The organism is Nitrospirae bacterium YQR-1, assembly GCA_039908095.1.
Classification (GTDB): Bacteria; Nitrospirota; Thermodesulfovibrionia; order Thermodesulfovibrionales; family Magnetobacteriaceae; genus Magnetomonas.
The window spans coordinates 1-17,003 of sequence record JAMOBJ010000045.1 but is presented as its reverse complement, the minus strand read 5'-3'; the positions used below and the strand labels follow the sequence as shown (position 1 = coordinate 17,003).

Below are 17,003 nucleotides of genomic sequence, written 5' to 3'. Positions count from 1 at the left end.
GTGGCATCCAATGACAGTAAAAAGAATACTCACGGAGGCGGCATAATGGATAACAAGGATAAAAACGTAACACACCGTCGGGTTTGTTACACGTATTTCATCCAGTACACGGAAGTAAGCCTCTTAAAATTGGTTTACAAAAGCATCTTATGAAAATCGGTGGAATTGATGAAAAGAAATTATAGGTATTTTATTTTTAATATTATTTTTGTGAATAAATTCATGGCAGTCATCGCATAAAACTACTATATTTTCTATGTTGTCGTTTGGCCGGTTGGTGGTGTATCTTGTGTGGTGTGCTTGAAGGTTCATAGCTGATGAACAGGGTATCTTGAGTTATAGCGTTAAGGAGTCTTCTTGAAGTGTGTATTCTCCAACGCAGGTTTTTTCCACACGGCCATTTCAAAATATTCACCGGTATGTGGAATAAAAAGTGTAGGTCCTCCAATGTTTATATAACCGCTTTTTTTTATTTTATCTTCCGAAATAAGCCACATGCCCTCTCCTTTATCAAGAAATAAAATGTCAAAGTGGTTATTTTCAACCATTGAACTTATTGATTTCAGATAGTTGTTCAACAGTTCAGAATAATTGAATGGAAACATGTGTTGTAACAAATTAATTTTGTTAAATGCCTTAGTCACTTTAGAGGCATAATACGTTGCCCCTGAGTCATATACAGGCTTTTCAATTAATAACAATGATACGCTTAATGGTGTGGATGCCAGTACATTTCTATGATATTTTACGGTATAGTTTGCCATTTTCCAATCAAGCCTCCAATCTGGGTTATAGAATCTCCATGTAGGACTTTCCTTCATTCTATAGTATTGCCTTACAAACCAATTTTTTGCATCTGTTTGATATAAGTAAAAACCTGTAGTAAAATAATATGAACTAAACAAATTCATGATTATTAAGGGTATAACTATGAAGTGTGCATAGTTCTTAAAAGGAATATTTTTGAAAATAAAAATAATTAGAAAAGGCATTAATAATTGAAAGATATAAGTCATATATGAACCATCATAACCGCCAAGTAAAAAAATAATCACTAACAAAGAAGTAATCATACAATATGTAAATATTGAACAATTAATAGAAAATAAAGGTTGCTTATAATTGGCTGGACTGAGTGTATCTAAAATCATTATTTTTATAGACTTGAAAGAAATAAAATTAAAATTATCGATACTTCTGTATAATTTGTATAGCACTATGCAGACAAGTATTATTGTTAATCCCGTACTGTGATAGAGAATAAGACTCTTAATCTGTAAATAAAGAAAAGATATACTATAATGTCCTGCCCCGAATTGTGTAATCAAAGTATTATAAAAAAACATTTCCAAATAACGATTAACTATAACAGCTATAGAGAAAAATGAAAGAAAAAATAAAAACGTAAATGTGATAGCTTTTTTCTTAGATACAAAAAGAAAGACATATGACAAAACCATGATGACGCCCAAAATAAAGTATTGTTTTGTATAAAAAGCAAATATTCCAAAAAGTATAGATAAAAGCAAACCACCTTTTGAATAGCTGTAACGCCATGGCAGGTAAATACTCATCAGAAAAAAAAACATACCTATGCTATCTGGTCTGGAGATAGATGTTACAGAATAAAGCAAAGAAGCATACAATATTACTATTGCAGGAAATATGTAAATAATTCTGATTTTTTTGCGATACATAATATAGAAGACAACAAGGCAGGAAAGCAATATGCCCAAAGCTGAAACTATTCTGTGAATAAGTAAAGCGGGTGTTAACCTTATGGTAGAGTTGTCGAAAACAGAGGTAAACTTCATAAAAAAAACAGCAATTACATTGTAAACAAAACCATAATAATTCAGGTACATTGGCTGGTTGGCTATATCAAATGGATTCCCACCTTTAGTGATTAAATCAGTAGATAGTAACTGAACGCCTTCTCTGTATTCCAAAATAAACGGATATGCTATTATGTTGTAATGATAATCAAACAGCCTGTAAAAAACTATAAAAGTGGAAAATCCCAATAAGGACAACAAAAAAATCTCAACTAATTTTTTCATTTAACCCCCAACATAATTAAAATTTTTACTACAATACGTTACGTATTAACCGGAGTATTTCTTTCAAATCCCCAGTATATGTTCCACACCCTTTAGCGGTATTATCAGCCACTGCGGGCGGTTATTAAGTTCATAGCCTAACTCATAAACAGCCTTTTCAAGCAGGAATATTCTTAGCAGATTTTCAAATTCAACCCGATCTGAGGGTATAAATCCGGGGTTTCCTACCGCCTTTAAGTATGAGCTTAGAAAAATCCCGCTTATATGAAAATACCATATATCCGCCCATGGCGTTAACTCTTGTATGTCCCTTTGTGTAAAAAATGACGTTTTTAACAAGGTGCTGTATGGGGCATAGTGGAGGGAGCGGATCATACCGGCAAGGTCCCTCAACGGAGACCTCTTTAATCGCCTGCCGGAAAGTGAACGCAGAGGCTCACCTTCAAAATCTATAATTACAAACTCATTACCTTTCCAGAGCACCTGCCCAAGGTGGTAATCCCCGTGGATTCGTATTTTTGAAGCGGTTATTTTCATATCAACAAATAACCTGAAGACCTGTAGTACATTCTTTTCATGCTCAAGAATATGCAGGGATTGTTCTCTGACTGGTTCAGGGAGCGTCTTTAGGTTTTTCCGCAGAAGCGCGAAATTCCTCTTCGCCATGCTCTGCATGGACTGGTACAGAGAGCGCTGGTAAAGGGTGCTGAAGGGCTCCGGGGTAAAGTCCGGGTTATTGTTGTCTGTGGCAAGGGTGAGGTGTAAATCCGCCGTGGTTTTGCCAAGAACCCCGACCAGCTCTAAAAACCTTATCCCTATAAGTTCTACTAAAATTTTGGGTATATTATCGTAATTGACCTCCAGCAAACTCTTGTGTACAACCTTAATATCTGCGGCATCAGCTTTTGAGGAGAGGATGTTTTCATAAAATCTTGTTATATTCCCTGTAGTGTAGCTCCACGCATCCCCCTCGTTCTGTACATAGCTCTGAAGATTGGCGATAAAAATCGGTTCAGTCAACTGATTGTGTTTATATTCCAGTGAGCCCATAAAAACAGGTATATTCTTGAGGATGGGGCTGCCATTGTCTTTTTCCGCTATAAAGCGTACCAGCTCTATGTCAGGGTTTACGCCTTCTTCGAGCTTTCTGAAAAGTTTCATAATAAGTTTTTTTTCAAACAATAGAGAGCTGTTACTCTGGTCTGCCTTAAGCACCTGTGATGACTCAATGTTGTAGTAACTATCACCGTGATGTTTCATTCTTCTTTCGTAAAAAGCACTCAACTGTCCGTTTACGCCTTTTATGGATTTCCTCTTTATGATAAATGACAGCAATGCTCTCCTGAAGCTGTCATCATATGTGGCGTCGAAAATTATACCCTCGCCGTAGCCGGTTTTAACATTTGCAATTACTGCAAAGGGGTAATCATCAAGCAGTGATTTAGAGTCCGGCAAATTTGCAAAAGAAATCGGCAACAAGTACATCTCAGGCAGTCCCTTAGAGTAGGTCATTTTGATTAGCAGAATATGGGTAACGGTGACAGAGCTGCTAAAAACTATATCTTCCATAATCTCGGTATCATGAATTTTTCTTGCCTTACCGGCAAACCATCTGCAAGTGGACAAATAAGATGGCAGCACTTCTTTTTCAAGTATCTTTTTCGGCTTGCCATAAAAAACCTCTTCAAACTTGCCGGTCATTTCCAATAATCTCACCTTACTCATGTGTGCTTTTTTGGCAAATATCTTCTCATCTTTCAGGACAAAACGGAAATAATCATAACCGGTCAGAGTAAAGGATTTGAGGATTTCATCGGACTTGCACACTTCCCTGTAAGTCAGTATAAGCTATGAGACCGCTGCAATCCTTATCAGGATAGAACTCCCGCAGCAGCTTTAGGTACTCTTGTAGTTGCACCTTGTACTTATCCTCATCGTGGGCCCTGCCGGTTTTGTAATCAATCACACATACACTGCTGCCGTCAATTATCACCCTGTCCATTCTAAACGTATGCCCTGCGCTTGTTGCATACTGCTGCTCTCTTTTTACCACTCTTACCTCTGAGTGCATAAACCACAATTTGATTTCTCTCCGTTGTAAAAACTCCCACAATATCTCCGCTGTTTCTTTCACATCGTAGAAATTTCCAAATTCACAGTTTACATTTTCAATAATCTCGCAGAGCATGTCCTTAAACTCATCGTCTATGTAGTCAACAAAATACAGTATGCGGTGAATAAAATCTCCCCTTTGCTTTTCCCCGATATTTATAGGCTCAAGGCTGATACCAAAGTGGTAAGGAGGCCTGAGTGTGTGACGTATGGGCAGGATATTTGAAGTATCCTCAGCCTCTTTAGCGGCAACAGCTGCTTTAGTGCCGATCTCTTTGCAGCTCTCCGGGAATAGTTCAAACGGATACTTATCTCTCTCATTTACAACAAGTATTACGTAGAGCTCTCTTTTTGCCCTTGTCAGTGTTACGTAAAGAGTGTTCAGCTTGTTTACAAGCTCTTTGGTTTTCTCCTTGTCATATAAGTCTTTAAGCGGAGATTTCTCGTCGTAGTGTGAAATGGCATCGAGAATTTTTTGGTTTAATTTAAGAAGGGTAACAGATTCATCTCCATCCAGAATATAGTCAAGCGTCTTGTTTTTCTGCCCGTATAAAATCACAACCGTAACCGGAAATCCAAGCCCCTTGGACTTATGTACAGTCATAACCGACACGGCATCCTCAGTCTTAGGCACATCAATATTCCACTGTACAGATGTGCCCTCGCTGTCGGCTGCAAAACTTACAAAGTCCCTGAGGCTATTTGTACCGCTGTCCTCAAAGGTTTTAATCACCTCAAGGATTTTAACCAAAGATGCCTCAGAGGCGGTTAATTCCTTGTTTGCCAAATCAAATACCTTAAAAACTCTGTAAATCTCAGTGACAAGGTCATAGAGGGGGAAGTATCCGGCAGAGTTAAAGAGCGCCTCAAAGTATTCGCTCCAGAGAGCAGGGTAATCATGCTGAAAGGCTTTATAGAGTGGGATGTGGCCGCTGCGGTGATTAAAAATAAATTGGCGTATTTCTGTTAAAGTGATTTTTTGGTTATTGAGATTACCCGCCGCTGCAAAAATCCTGCCGCTTATAAATGTTGCAAAGGACAGATCATCCACAGGGGAATCCAGAAAATTAAGAAGGGCTACAACCTCAAGAGCCACATTTGTTTTTCTTATGTCAAGACTGCTATATGATATAAAAGGGACAGCCTGAGCATTGTTAGTTAAACTCTCTGCACCTTTTTCATTAAGCCATGTGGAAATAGTAACTACATCATCGTTTCTCATAGTAAGCAGTGCGATGTCTTTATAATTATATCCCCTTTTTTTTAAATCATCCAAGATTTCATATAGTTTTAACTTTTCGGGCTCCGTCTCATTGGTCTCATCGGCGGTGGTATTGACAATATCCACTTTAACAAATCCGCCTGCAGAGGCGCTGTCTTTGGCGCTTTGGTTATAGTTGGAGAGGCCGCTTAAGCGGGCGGCAAAATCATATTTTTCATTTTGTGGCAAGGTGGTTTTAAAGACCGTCTCGTTAAAGTCAAGGATAGGCTTTTCAGACCTGAAATTAACACCAAGTTCCATCACTCGTTGCTCTGCCGCCGGAAACGGACTTTGTGATTCAAACGATTTCATAATACTGTAGTCGGCATCCCTGAAGCCGTAAATTGCCTGCTTGGTATCCCCAACGGCAAAGAGGCTGCCGCCCTGGGACAGGGAATTTTCAATGAGCGGGTAGAGGTTTTTCCACTGAATCGGTGATGTGTCCTGAAACTCGTCAATCAGATAGTGGTAAATCGTTTCACCGATTCTGAAATACACATCGGGCACGATATCTCTGTCTATATATAGGGAGAGTTTTTTGCTTATGTCTTCAATAAAAACCTTTCCCTTTTGTTTTTTGGCACGTGCAAGGGTGCCGGCAAAAGCCTCGTATGCTCTTATAAAGGGTAGAAAATAAGTCCGGCTGAAAATCTCTGCAAATTGCCCGATAAGGGAAGTCAGCTCTCTCCACTGTGTGATTGTCTGTTCATAGAGGAGTGCCTCTGCCGGGTTTTTTTTAGCAGGCTTTGTAACAGGAGGATTCTTCAGTCCACGCTTTATTATATCGGCATACTTCCCCCTTTCCACTTCCCTTACTATCTCACTAAAGGAGCTGTTTTTACTTCTTGTAAGGCCGGTACCGGAAATAAATGTGTTAAGTCTGAGGGCGGCATCTTTTATGTTCTTTTTTATTTTCTCTGCATCGGCGGAGTTTACACAGACAATATGCTGTGACCTTGTTGCCGCTATTTTCTTATATATTTTCTTTATTTCCTCTAAAATCACACTTGAGGGGTCCCACAAAAAACGGGAGTCTTCCGTGCGGTTTTCCATAATTATCCTGATTATATCTTCAATCAGCGCAGCCTCTGTTGAGTTTTCCCTGACACTACGCAAAAACACCTCAAAGGCATACTCCATCAGGGCGTCTCCATTTAAGAGGATTTCAAAGTCAGGTTCATATCCAAGGTCAAGCACGGAAGCCTTAAACACAGAGGCCATAAAACTATCTATGGTTTTAACCTGAAAATCCGTGTAGTGGTTTAATAGTTCATCAATCAGAGCTGCCGCCCTGGCCCTGATTTCATCATCAGGAAGGTTTATTATCTCAGCAATTTCGGATTTTCCTGATTTATAATCAAGGCATATTTCCTTTAACCACAAGACAATACGCCCTCTCATCTCCCTGGCTGCATTGTTTGAAAACGTGACGGCAAGGATATTTCTTAGGCGATTTTGTGGTATTTTATTTGAAAGGATAAACTGGACATACCTCTTGGTAAGGGTATGTGTCTTACCGGACCCTGCAGATGCTTTGAGGACCACAACATGTGGAAACACCTCAGTGTCATCACACTTAAGCACCACCTCGGCCATATAGTTTTTAGGCTACACGATAACTATTTGCCTGCAACAACTGTGAAGGGGTTATCTTTTAAAACCATATTCATCCTGTAAGGCGACCCGGTAAGGACAAATCCGGCAACCCCCTTTTCACCTATGCTCTGTCCATGATATACCCACTTACCTGTCCAGGATATCTGCACCTGCACTGTGCCCCCTTTAATATCCACCCATAGTGGGGTAAAGGATAACTCGGCTGAGGAAAAGCCCATAGACTTAACGGTAAAGTTGGAAGAAAAACCCTCTTCTGAAGTATATCTTCTAAGGGAACTCTCATCTTTTTTAATATAGGCTGTTTTGACCTTCTCTATTGTCTCTATAGCCTCCTGTGCCGTCAGTGATTCCATGGAAACAGGCTTTACCTCTTTCTTGCTGCACGACATAAATAAAAAAAATGCCATTACTGACAACACAAATATCCTCTTCATTTTATAAACTCCTCATAACTTATGATCAAAGCGATAAACCGCTTGTTATTCATCATCTTTACCGTCTTTTGCGGTTTCATCCGCCGTTACACTTCTTACTTGCAGGAAAGCCTTAGCCTCCTCAACCTTTACAGGAAGGGTAGCTAAAATTTCCATGCCTTTTTGAGCGCTTAGGCTGAGCCGCTTCCAGTCTGTATCAGTAAGACCCTCCATAACCGGAGATGCTATATCGTCGTCAAAACCGTTGGTTTTACAGTAGTAGTTGGCAATGTAAACAACCGGTACCATCGGTGTTTTCTCGTTTCCACCGGTTATGTCGTGGTGGTACCGGATGGCTTTAACCAAATCTGGAGACAGTGCCCACTTCTCGGCTATCAATGCACCAATTTCTGAATGGTCCATAGAAAAAAATTTCTTTTCTTTAACAATTAGCTTTCCGTATTCAGTTGTTTTTTTGACAATCGGGAAGTAATCCCGAGAAAAATGCTTGATTAAAAATATCTTTCCTATATCATGTATCAATCCTGCTATGAAAAACTCCTCTTGTTTAGTCGGGTCGCTGACAACTGACTTTGAAAGCAGTTTACAGGCCACTGCGGTGGCAAGACTGTGCTCCCAGAATTTATCAACATTAAAAGAAGCACCGTGGGATGGATTAAACGACGACAACACCTCGGCACTCAATGCAAGATTTTTAATGGTGTTCATTCCCAGCAGGATAATGGCACGATTTATAGAGGTAACCTTTTGTGCAATACCGAAATATGCGGAGTTGATTAAATTTAACACCTTTGTGGTAAGTGTCGGGTCCAGCTTGACTACCTGCACAAGATCTGCCGCTGATGAGCTGTCATTGTTAGTGAGAGACACTATCTTAGCAATCGTCGGTGACAGTGCCGGTATCTTTTCTATGTATGCTAATATCTTTTTTTGCATATAAAACCACCCTTTAGGAAACACATTAAACCCACACTCCTGATTCCAACACAATTATAGCATAAACAATTGTTTTTTTACAGTTTTTTTGTCAAGAAATAAAATATTTTAGCATCTCCTTTGTCTTTGGGTCATACACTGAAGGGACTTTAGGCGTGTGTCAACTCTCGCACTTATGAATATCTTTATCCGTGTCTGAGACCATAGCCTCTGCAAAGGTTGCCATCTCTCTGTAAATCTTCAGGGAGGCATCCAACACTGTCATTGCAAGCGCCGCTCCGGTACCCTCGCCGAGTCTCATGTTAAAATCAAAAAGCGGTTCAACTCCCATATGGGTTAAAAGGGGCCTGTGTCCTCCTTCCTGAGACATATGGCTGCCTATCAAGTATGCTGCCACCTTCTTATCTATTGCACAGGCTATCGCCGCCCCGGCAGATGATATAAACCCATCCACCACTACGGGTATTCCCAGGGATGCGGCCCCGATACAAAGTCCCGCAATTCCTCCGATTTCCGCCCCTCCGACTTTTGACAGCACATCAAGGCCATCCAGTTTGTCCGGTTTGTTTAGTGATAGTGCGCTCTCTATTACCTTTATTTTCTTAATAAGCGACTCATCATCTATTCCCGTACCGCGGCTTGTCACCGCCTTTGGAGACAGCCCTGTCAGTACCGCTGTTATAGCTGAAGACGGCGTTGTGTTCCCTATTCCCATATCCCCTGTGCCAAATAAACGATACCCTTTGGCAGCATACTCCAGAGCCAGCGATATGCCGGCCTCAATGGTTTTTGTTGCCTCATCTCTGCTCATAGCCGGACCCTTTGTCATATTATTTGTACCGGAGACTACTTTTTTGTTGATTAATCCAGGACAGTCTTTAAAAACAAAATTAACCCCCATGTCTATCACAAAAACGTCTGCCCCGGCATGTCCGGCTAATACGTTTATTCCCGCCCCTCCTCTTAAAAAATTAAATACCATCTGAGGGGTTACCTCCGAGGGATAAGCTGACACACCCTCTTGCACCACACCATGGTCACCGGCAAATACAAAAATACCCTTTTTCGGCATCTCCGGCATATCTGTTTGGTATATGGCACAAAGCGCTTTGGCAAAGGCCTCGAGTTTTCCAAGGCTGCCACGGGGTTTTGTTAAACTATCCAGCCGCTGCTGTGCCAATTTGATGTATTTGTCGTCCAATAGCTTTATCTTGGCTGTCGCCTCTGTGATTGTCATTTAAATCCAGTCTCCTCTGTAGTTTGTGTTTTTGCTATTATAACGTATTTAGCTATTGTAATGCCAAGCTGCAGTCAGAAGTAAACACAGGTAGCTGGGAGAAAGCGACCTATAGTACACCCCTGAGCTTTTGACAAAACCAACGAAGTTAGACGATTAAATGCAGCTTGGTATGAGCCGTGATATGTGTATATTAGCTCTGAAGCATAACAAGCAGCTGTTGCAGCTTATTTAAAATTAGTGTTATGGTCTTTTAAAAATTTAAGATATTTATTCAAATCGTTATCTTTTAACAGGTGCTCTTGCAGGAAGTATTCGCCGATAGGTTTTTGGCTTTTTTGTTGCTGCCAAAGCAGCATATTACACTGGAAAGGAGTTATTATTTTAAGGCGGATGAGTACTTCCCCAATCTTTTCGCCTCTTTGTTTTGATCTCATTATTTCAGTTATTTTGTCCTCACTAAGCCATCCCCACCGCGAGGCAATCTCCCCAACCTTTTGACGCTGCTTTGTCTGCCACACAATGGCTGCTATTAAGTCCTTCCACGATACCAGCCCTGAATAATATAAATACTCCCCAATACGCAGCACCCTTCTGGGCAGATTTTGCTGTGTTTGAAAAGAACATGTTGAAGCAGTTTTTGAACCTATGGTGAAGCGGTCTCCGGCTGTCTTTGTATTCCATGAGTATTTGTCACCTGAAGTGCCGCCGCTATGTTGGCTGTTTTTATTTTGCCATGTGCCGCCTCCGGTGCTGCCGCTGTTTGTTGTATTACTCCAGCTACGAGGAGGCTCCTTAGGCTTCCACGAGTTGTTGTTGTAGTTTGGAGCTGTGGTGTTTGTATAGATTCCTCTTAGTTGATAGCCGTTTTCCCTGAGTTTTAAATACTTACTAAGTTTTTCATAAGCCTCTGCAACACTACGGAAATCCACATTGAGGTTTCTTAAATAATCTTTACCCAGAGCGGCTACTCTGTCGGGATGGGTAAGCAGCGCCATCTTTCTGTAAGCACTCTTCACCCCAGAGGGTTGAATGTATTCCAAAAACTTCCTGTCTATCCTTACATCAGTACCAAAGAGTACTCTGCAAGCGTCATAAAGCTCCGCCTCGTTAGCTACATCAGCCATATGCGTATTTTAATTTTAAATCTTTGCGTTAGTCAAGTATTTTGTAAACATGTGTAGCAGTAAAGAAGCCAGAGCGCCCATAAAATTGAAAAAGACATCCCAAAGGGAAAAACTCCTCCAGGGAACAAAAAACTGTACTATTTCTATAAAAAATCCATAAGAAGTTGAAAAAACAACTGAGATAAGAGGTTTTTGACTGACAAGGAAGTAAAACATTACAGACGTTAAAAAATATAACCCAAAATGGACTAATTTATCAAAATTATCAGGGGCCTTAACCTCCGGTACCGGTACAACAGATACGATTAGTATAATTACAGTCCATATTATAAATGCAAGCTTACGCCCTCGCTTATATTTAAATAAATAAGTATTATCGTTAAATCCTTTTCCCATGAGCAGTTACAGTGCCATTATGTTATACGCAACGGAGATAAAATATCAATCTATAAAATATTCTAATCATTTCTCTTGACAAGCAGATAACTAAAAGGGTATAAAGTAGGTGTCCGTTTTTAATGGCAGCAAATATTTAGTAAGGAGTTTTTAAGTATGGCGTTAGAAGGAACAGTGAAGTGGTTTAACAAGACCAAGGGTTATGGTTTTATTTCAAGAAGTGAAGGTGCAGACGTATTTGTGCACTACACGTCAATTCAGGGTAATGGATTTAAAACGTTGGAAGAGGGGCAGCGTGTCTCTTTTGAGATTATTGAAGACAATAAGGGGTTAAAAGCTACAGAGGTAACACCTGTAGACTAGCACAGCTCAGAGCTAACCCTGTGATAAAAGTTATTCGAATTTTTAAGTACGGGAATTAATTTACTTTATAACTGCGGAGGGGCGTGGAGGTCAGCAGACCTCCTCAAACCCCTTACCGTTCCATCTGAAACACTTGTAGTTGTTAATTATTCCAAGTCTGACCGAGATAACTACTTGTAGAGCCTCAGGGAATTCCGGTTCACCAAACACTGTCTGGGCGGCTATGTCCTCCTCGGAAAAATATGCTTCGTGGTCAGGGTGTGAATGGTAAAACGCTACAACCTTTTCTCCAACACTCTTTGCCTCTGAAAATATTCTTTCAGCCTCATCCCTGTCTATAGCGTAGGCTATTGCCGCCGTACGACAATATGTTTTAGGGTCTTTTGCATGAAGCTCATTCTGAATGTTTCTGCACTGATGGACAGTCTCTGAATGCTCATTTTTAGTTATAATTCCGCAGCACTCCTCAGGATACGTGCTTACGGCATGATTAAATATTTGAAATAGAGCCTTTCTGCTAAGTGTTACCCTGTGCATAGTATTTTATACTAAAAAAATGCCATAAAAGTAAAGTTGCCGTTGAAAGACACAATGGGGCAATGGTTTGGATTTTTGCGCTGATATAACTTATTGCGTACAATGTTCACCCCTAATTGTTCATTGTGCATATCCTGTAGAACAGTCTGTAAAGTCTCTTAGTGTGAGATCATTTTTTCAGGCTTAACATGACGGGTGAATTCATCCTCGCTTAGTAAACCCAGTTTAACACATGCCTCTTTCAGAGTAATGCCTTCCACATAGGCTAATTTAGCGATTTTTGCAGCATTGTCGTAGCCCACAACAGGGTTAAGCGCTGTTACAAGCATAAGGGAGTTGTTTAAGTGTGCGGAGATGGTATTTTCGTTGGCTTTTATGCCGCAAACGAGATTGTCGTTAAATGACCGGCATGAATCAGCAAGCAGGTTTATGCTTTGCAGGAAATTATAGATAATTACCGGTTTATAAACATTTAATTCAAAATTGCCCTGAGAGCCGCACATTGCAATGACGGCATCATTTCCCATGACCTGGGCACAGACCATGGTGAGTGCCTCACACTGGGTGGGGTTAACTTTGCCGGGCATAATGGAGGAGCCGGGTTCATTTTCGGGAAGGCTCAGCTCCCCTATCCCACAGCGTGGTCCTGAGGCCATCCATCTGATGTCGTTGGCTATTTTCATAAGAGCGGCACTAAGGGCTTTTAGTGCACCTGAGGCAAACACTATCGGGTCGTGACAACTAAGAGCAGCAAATTTGTTTTGTGCCGACACAAAAGGCAAACCTGTAAATTCAGAGACATACTCAGAGACCCGCCGGCCAAACTCAGGGTGAGCGTTAAGGCCGGTACCCACCGCTGTCCCCCCTATTGCCAGTTCATATATATGAGCAATAGCACTTCCGATAGCCTTTAAACAAAAATCCAGTTGAGCGACGTATCCTGAAAACTCCTGTCCCAGAGTAAGCGGGACGGCGTCCTGGAGGTGGGTGCGTCCGATTTTAATAATCATGGAGAAATCATCCGATTTTTTCTTCAAACCGTCTCTTAGTGCTCTTATGTTGGGTATAAGCCGAATGGTTATGGAAACAGCGGCAGCTATGTGCATGGCGGCAGGGAAGACGTCGTTTGATGACTGGGATTTATTAACGTCATCATTGGGATGAATCGGGTCTTTGGAGCCCATAACGCCACCGGCAAGCTCAATAGCCCTGTTTGCTATCACCTCGTTAACATTCATGTTTGTTTGAGTGCCGCTGCCGGTCTGCCAGAGAGAAAGTGGAAAATGGCCATCCAACCGGCCCTCGGTTATTTCATCTGCTGCTTTGACAATTAAATCCGCTTTATCGGCGGAAAGAATCCCGAGGTCTTTATTGGCAAGAGCGGCGGCTTTTTTTAAAACTCCAAATGCCATGATAACTTCTGCCGGCATTTTCTCCGTTCCGATTGCAAAGAACTTCAGCGACCGCTCAGTTTGAGCGCCCCAGTACCGGTCGGCATCAACTTCTATCTCCCCCATGGTGTCTTTTTCCATCCGTTTAACAGGCATGTTTCAGCTACCCTCCACTGTCATTTAAATACGTCTCTATTATGAATAAACAGGTCTGTATTATAGTGGTTTAGAAAGATTTTTTTCAATTTATACAGGTGCCCCCGAAATTCGGCATAAAAAATCCTGTAGCCCGCTAAAAGTGGTTTTTGAGCGGAAATTCCAGATTACAGCAGACTATCCATTCTTTTCTACTATAAAAAGTTTATATTGCCTTTGTAGTTAACTGCTGCTAATAAAGAATGGGAGGCATTACAAGTGAAAAATAAATAGTTGCTTTTTTAGAATTAAAATGATAGACTTAGGCAATTTATAGGCGCAAATCTTGGGTGCTGACTTACTATGCTGCTTATAGGGGAAATTAGCTGTCAAAGTTACAATTTTACGTAAAAAAATAATAAGGTAACATCGATTACATCTCAGAGTGGAGAGAGTAACAAGTGAAGCAAAAAATTAGTGTTGATGAACTGAAAGTAGGCATGTTTTTAGAGGACATAGACGCCTCATGGAAGCAAACCCCTTTTTTAGTACATCGTTTTCTTATAAAATCGGATGAACAAATAAGAAAGATAAAAACTGCAGGGATTACTCATGTTTTCATAGACCCTTCTAAGACCACAGCAAAAATATCAGTAAATGTATCAGAGGAAATAGATAAAATTAATTTTATAAAAAAGGAAGCAATATTAAATGTCAGCGGCCCGGTTGAAATGGAAGAAGCTGTATTATTTCAAAAGGAAGCAGCCGCAGATGTAGCGGCAGAGTTGCCTTATACTAAAGAAGACCTTGACAAATATTACAATGCGATAAACAAATTCAGCCACATTGATAAAACTACTTTGGTAAAGGATACTTACATAAAATTTCCCTTGTATGTGAAGAAAAGTCTTGAGATTGTGCCGCTAATAGCCTTTAATAATAAGGATTTGCTCATAACAGATGAATTATTAAATACTGAAGGTGACTTTCTGATAGACCGTAATGATAAGAATAAATATCAGGGATACCTTCAGGAGCTTCTGGATTTAGTGTCACCAAGTGTTTCTAAGGAGGTGCTTAGAAACATAGTGCTAAGGGAAGAGTCCAAAATGCTGATGGAGGAGTTTCTCATGGATCCCCGAAGCGGGGAGAAAATCAAAGGCTGCAGACGTAACATTGAGATGATTACCAACAGTATGCGTGAAAACAACTCATTAACAAACGGGCTTTTTACAATTAATAAGTCTGATTACTATACCTACACTCATTGCATAAATGTAAGCGTCTTAGCGGTGGGTATTGCTTTGAACTTAGGTATAGATAAAGAGGATGAAATATTTGCACTGGCAATGGGAGGGATGCTTCACGATATCGGCAAGAGTAAGATTCCCAATTCAATTCTAAACAAACCTACCAAGCTTACTGACGACGAGTTCAAAATAATGAAGGCTCATGTTGTTTTAGGCCAAAAGCTTTTAAGTTTTCACAAGGACATCCCCGCAAATACGGTTTACGCACTAAGCGAACATCATGAGAAGATGACCGGTAAGGGATACCCTAATGGTCTCAGAGCTGCTGATATCCATTTTGCAGGAAAAGTAGTGACCATGGCTGATGTCTATGACGCTCTGACCACAGCCCGTCCGTACAAAAAAGCACTGGGCACATTTGAAGCTTTGTCTATAGTTCGAAGCCAGCTTGAGGATTATGACAAAGAGATATTTTTTAATTTTGTAAAGATGCTTGGAAAGTGATTCTCTTATTCCAACTTACAAAAAAGGTACAGCCATTGCTCAGGCTTTGGGCGTCACCTTGCAGATTTGTACAAAGAAGATATAGAAGACGTTATAACCGAAAGAGACAGTCAATTGCTTAATAAATTAGAGAACTAGGTATTGATGATGAGCATGTCCTTGAGTTTGCAGTTAAAAACTGGAGAGAAATACTTGGCACCCAAGGCGAATTTGTTTTCAAGGTTATCAAAATAGCCGCAATGGTAAGTGAAGAAAAAAATACGGTAACGGAAAAAAAAATAAACAAAATAAAAGAGAACCAACAGGCACTGGAGTTCGTTACATAGAATAACTAAGTTACGCATATATAGTATTCGTTTAATTAAGTTAGTAAAACCACAGGCGTTTATGTCAGGGAGAAAAAGAGGAGGCTGTCATGAAATTGTTTGTGCTATGCTTTTTATTAGTAATTTTTATTGTCCCTTGTTTTGCTGGAGATGATGTTCGATATAGAGAACAAGCAGATGGCAGCTTTCTGAGATGTGAAGGCAAAGGCAAGGAAAAGATATGCAAAATAATTACGCTGGCGACAAAAAATAAAGAGGAGGAGAGCTTAAAGGATAATAATTTTCAATACGTAGAAACTCCAGTCCATACGGTTTATAAGTGTTTAGGGGTTGGCACTAAATATCTAAAATGTGTACCCGCTGAGCCCGGAGCTACCGGCCGCCCCATGAATGAGGTGTTATACAAAAAACCATCTCAAGAGATCGTTTATTATGATGATACTAAACCCAAAGAAGCAGGGAATAAAGACCGGCCTGTTGATGTAGCCAAGAGGGTAATTGAGAGCAAGAAGAGTAATTACTCTAAGAAGGAAAACACAGAAGCAATCGAGGTTAAAAAGAGTAATTATCCTGTTGTAAATTCATGTGGTTATGCTTTGTCCTGCGGCATAAACTACTCTTTGGTTCTGGATTTAAAAAATGCGGATATAGTAGCAGTGTTTAAACTTCTTTCACAGGAAAGCGGCTGTAATATAGTAGTGGATTCAGATGTAAGAGGCACAACCACTTTCCAGGTAAAAGATGCACTTTGGTATCAAGTTATGGAAATTATACTAAAAACTAATTATCCTGCGCTTGCTTGTGAAGCAAGAGGCAATGCAATAAGGATTGCACTACGAACTACCCTTGACGTTGAACGGTCACCGCAATATTCTAAAGTTGATAAGGAAGAGGAAAAAGAAAATGAAAGAAAATTGAGAGAATTCTGGTATACAGTAAAAGTAGACATTGAACAATCTCAAAGCAAAATAAAAATCCCGGCTGGTTTAAAAACAACTGAATTAATAAAAATTGTTGAGCCCGCTGTTGTTACTGTTTATGCAGGCACGAACATGGGTACTGGTTTTCTTATAAGTCCTAACGGTTTACTAATAACTAACTATCATGTTGTTGGTGATGCCTTAAGAAAAGGCTATAATGTTTTTCAAATTAGATTGGCCGGGGATAGAGTTACAAAAGCAATTTATCTTAAGGGTAGCGATATTATGGACTTAGCATTGCTTGGTATAAATGAAAGACGGTAAGCGTCAAGTTAGCCCCACCCGTGATTTTATAGCATAAGATTATGGTCAATATATTGTGGGAGCAAGAGTTTGT

General features: G+C 40.2%; 12 protein-coding genes. 3 read left to right on the top strand and 9 right to left on the bottom strand.

The annotated features are described in order from the left end of the window. Positions 1-344: 344 nt before the first annotated feature. From H7844_14975 to H7844_14945, 7 genes are all read right to left on the bottom strand, one after another. Complete coding sequence (locus H7844_14975; protein MEO5358582.1) at positions 345-2,060, bottom strand: hypothetical protein; 1,716 nt, start codon at positions 2,058-2,060, stop codon at positions 345-347. A gap of 63 nt (positions 2,061-2,123) precedes the next feature. Further along, the gene (locus H7844_14970; GenBank protein MEO5358581.1) at positions 2,124-3,887 is read right to left on the bottom strand and encodes a putative maltokinase; all 1,764 of its coding nucleotides are present in this window, start codon (positions 3,885-3,887) and stop codon (positions 2,124-2,126) included. Continuing rightward, positions 3,871-7,029, bottom strand: a complete 3,159-nt coding sequence (locus H7844_14965; protein MEO5358580.1) for a UvrD-helicase domain-containing protein — start codon at positions 7,027-7,029, stop codon at positions 3,871-3,873. Before H7844_14965 ends, H7844_14970 begins: the two co-directional genes overlap by 17 nt. 23 nt (positions 7,030-7,052) lie before the next feature. After that, positions 7,053-7,484, bottom strand: coding sequence for a hypothetical protein (locus H7844_14960; protein MEO5358579.1), 432 nt, complete (start codon positions 7,482-7,484; stop codon positions 7,053-7,055). 45 nt (positions 7,485-7,529) lie between these two features. Further along, positions 7,530-8,420 carry an HDOD domain-containing protein gene (locus tag H7844_14955; protein ID MEO5358578.1) on the bottom strand — a complete coding sequence of 297 codons (891 nt, stop codon included), beginning with the start codon at positions 8,418-8,420 and terminating at the stop codon, positions 7,530-7,532. Between the two features lie 160 nt (positions 8,421-8,580). Continuing rightward, complete coding sequence (cobT, locus tag H7844_14950) at positions 8,581-9,657, bottom strand: nicotinate-nucleotide--dimethylbenzimidazole phosphoribosyltransferase (protein ID MEO5358577.1); 1,077 nt, start codon at positions 9,655-9,657, stop codon at positions 8,581-8,583. Between the two features lie 227 nt (positions 9,658-9,884). Continuing rightward, entirely contained in the window at positions 9,885-10,784 is a 900-nt protein-coding gene (locus tag H7844_14945) for a hypothetical protein (GenBank protein ID MEO5358576.1), read from the bottom strand. 552 nt (positions 10,785-11,336) lie between these two features. Here H7844_14945 and H7844_14940 point away from each other — a divergent pair. Continuing rightward, on the top strand, positions 11,337-11,543 hold the full coding sequence (locus H7844_14940; GenBank protein MEO5358575.1) for a cold-shock protein: 207 nt from the start codon (positions 11,337-11,339) through the stop codon (positions 11,541-11,543). Between the two features lie 90 nt (positions 11,544-11,633). Here the strand turns inward: H7844_14940 and H7844_14935 are convergent, their stop codons facing one another. Together H7844_14935 and fumC are read right to left on the bottom strand one after the other, a co-directional pair. After that, positions 11,634-12,080, bottom strand: coding sequence for a M67 family metallopeptidase (locus tag H7844_14935; protein ID MEO5358574.1), 447 nt, complete (start codon positions 12,078-12,080; stop codon positions 11,634-11,636). Between the two features lie 158 nt (positions 12,081-12,238). Beyond that, positions 12,239-13,627: a class II fumarate hydratase gene (gene fumC, locus H7844_14930; protein MEO5358573.1), complete on the bottom strand. Its 1,389-nt coding sequence runs from the start codon at positions 13,625-13,627 to the stop codon at positions 12,239-12,241. A gap of 440 nt (positions 13,628-14,067) precedes the next feature. On the opposite strand from fumC, the gene H7844_14925 reads away from it, so the two are divergent. Together H7844_14925 and H7844_14920 are read left to right on the top strand one after the other, a co-directional pair. Continuing rightward, on the top strand, positions 14,068-15,360 hold the full coding sequence (locus tag H7844_14925; GenBank protein ID MEO5358572.1) for a DUF3391 domain-containing protein: 1,293 nt from the start codon (positions 14,068-14,070) through the stop codon (positions 15,358-15,360). Between the two features lie 415 nt (positions 15,361-15,775). Continuing rightward, positions 15,776-16,930, top strand: a complete 1,155-nt coding sequence (locus H7844_14920) for a serine protease (protein ID MEO5358571.1) — start codon at positions 15,776-15,778, stop codon at positions 16,928-16,930. Positions 16,931-17,003: the final 73 nt, after the last annotated feature.

Coding starts and splice junctions, on each gene's coding strand:
- H7844_14975 (MEO5358582.1), bottom strand. CDS start 2,060: ATGAAAAAATTAGTTGAGATTTTTTTGTTGTCCTTATTGGGATTTTCC.
- H7844_14965 (MEO5358580.1), bottom strand. CDS start 7,029: ATGGCCGAGGTGGTGCTTAAGTGTGATGACACTGAGGTGTTTCCACAT.
- H7844_14960 (MEO5358579.1), bottom strand. CDS start 7,484: ATGAAGAGGATATTTGTGTTGTCAGTAATGGCATTTTTTTTATTTATG.
- H7844_14955 (MEO5358578.1), bottom strand. CDS start 8,420: ATGCAAAAAAAGATATTAGCATACATAGAAAAGATACCGGCACTGTCA.
- cobT (MEO5358577.1), bottom strand. CDS start 9,657: ATGACAATCACAGAGGCGACAGCCAAGATAAAGCTATTGGACGACAAA.
- H7844_14945 (MEO5358576.1), bottom strand. CDS start 10,784: ATGGCTGATGTAGCTAACGAGGCGGAGCTTTATGACGCTTGCAGAGTA.
- H7844_14940 (MEO5358575.1), top strand. CDS start 11,337: ATGGCGTTAGAAGGAACAGTGAAGTGGTTTAACAAGACCAAGGGTTAT.
- H7844_14935 (MEO5358574.1), bottom strand. CDS start 12,080: ATGCACAGGGTAACACTTAGCAGAAAGGCTCTATTTCAAATATTTAAT.
- fumC (MEO5358573.1), bottom strand. CDS start 13,627: ATGCCTGTTAAACGGATGGAAAAAGACACCATGGGGGAGATAGAAGTT.
- H7844_14920 (MEO5358571.1), top strand. CDS start 15,776: ATGAAATTGTTTGTGCTATGCTTTTTATTAGTAATTTTTATTGTCCCT.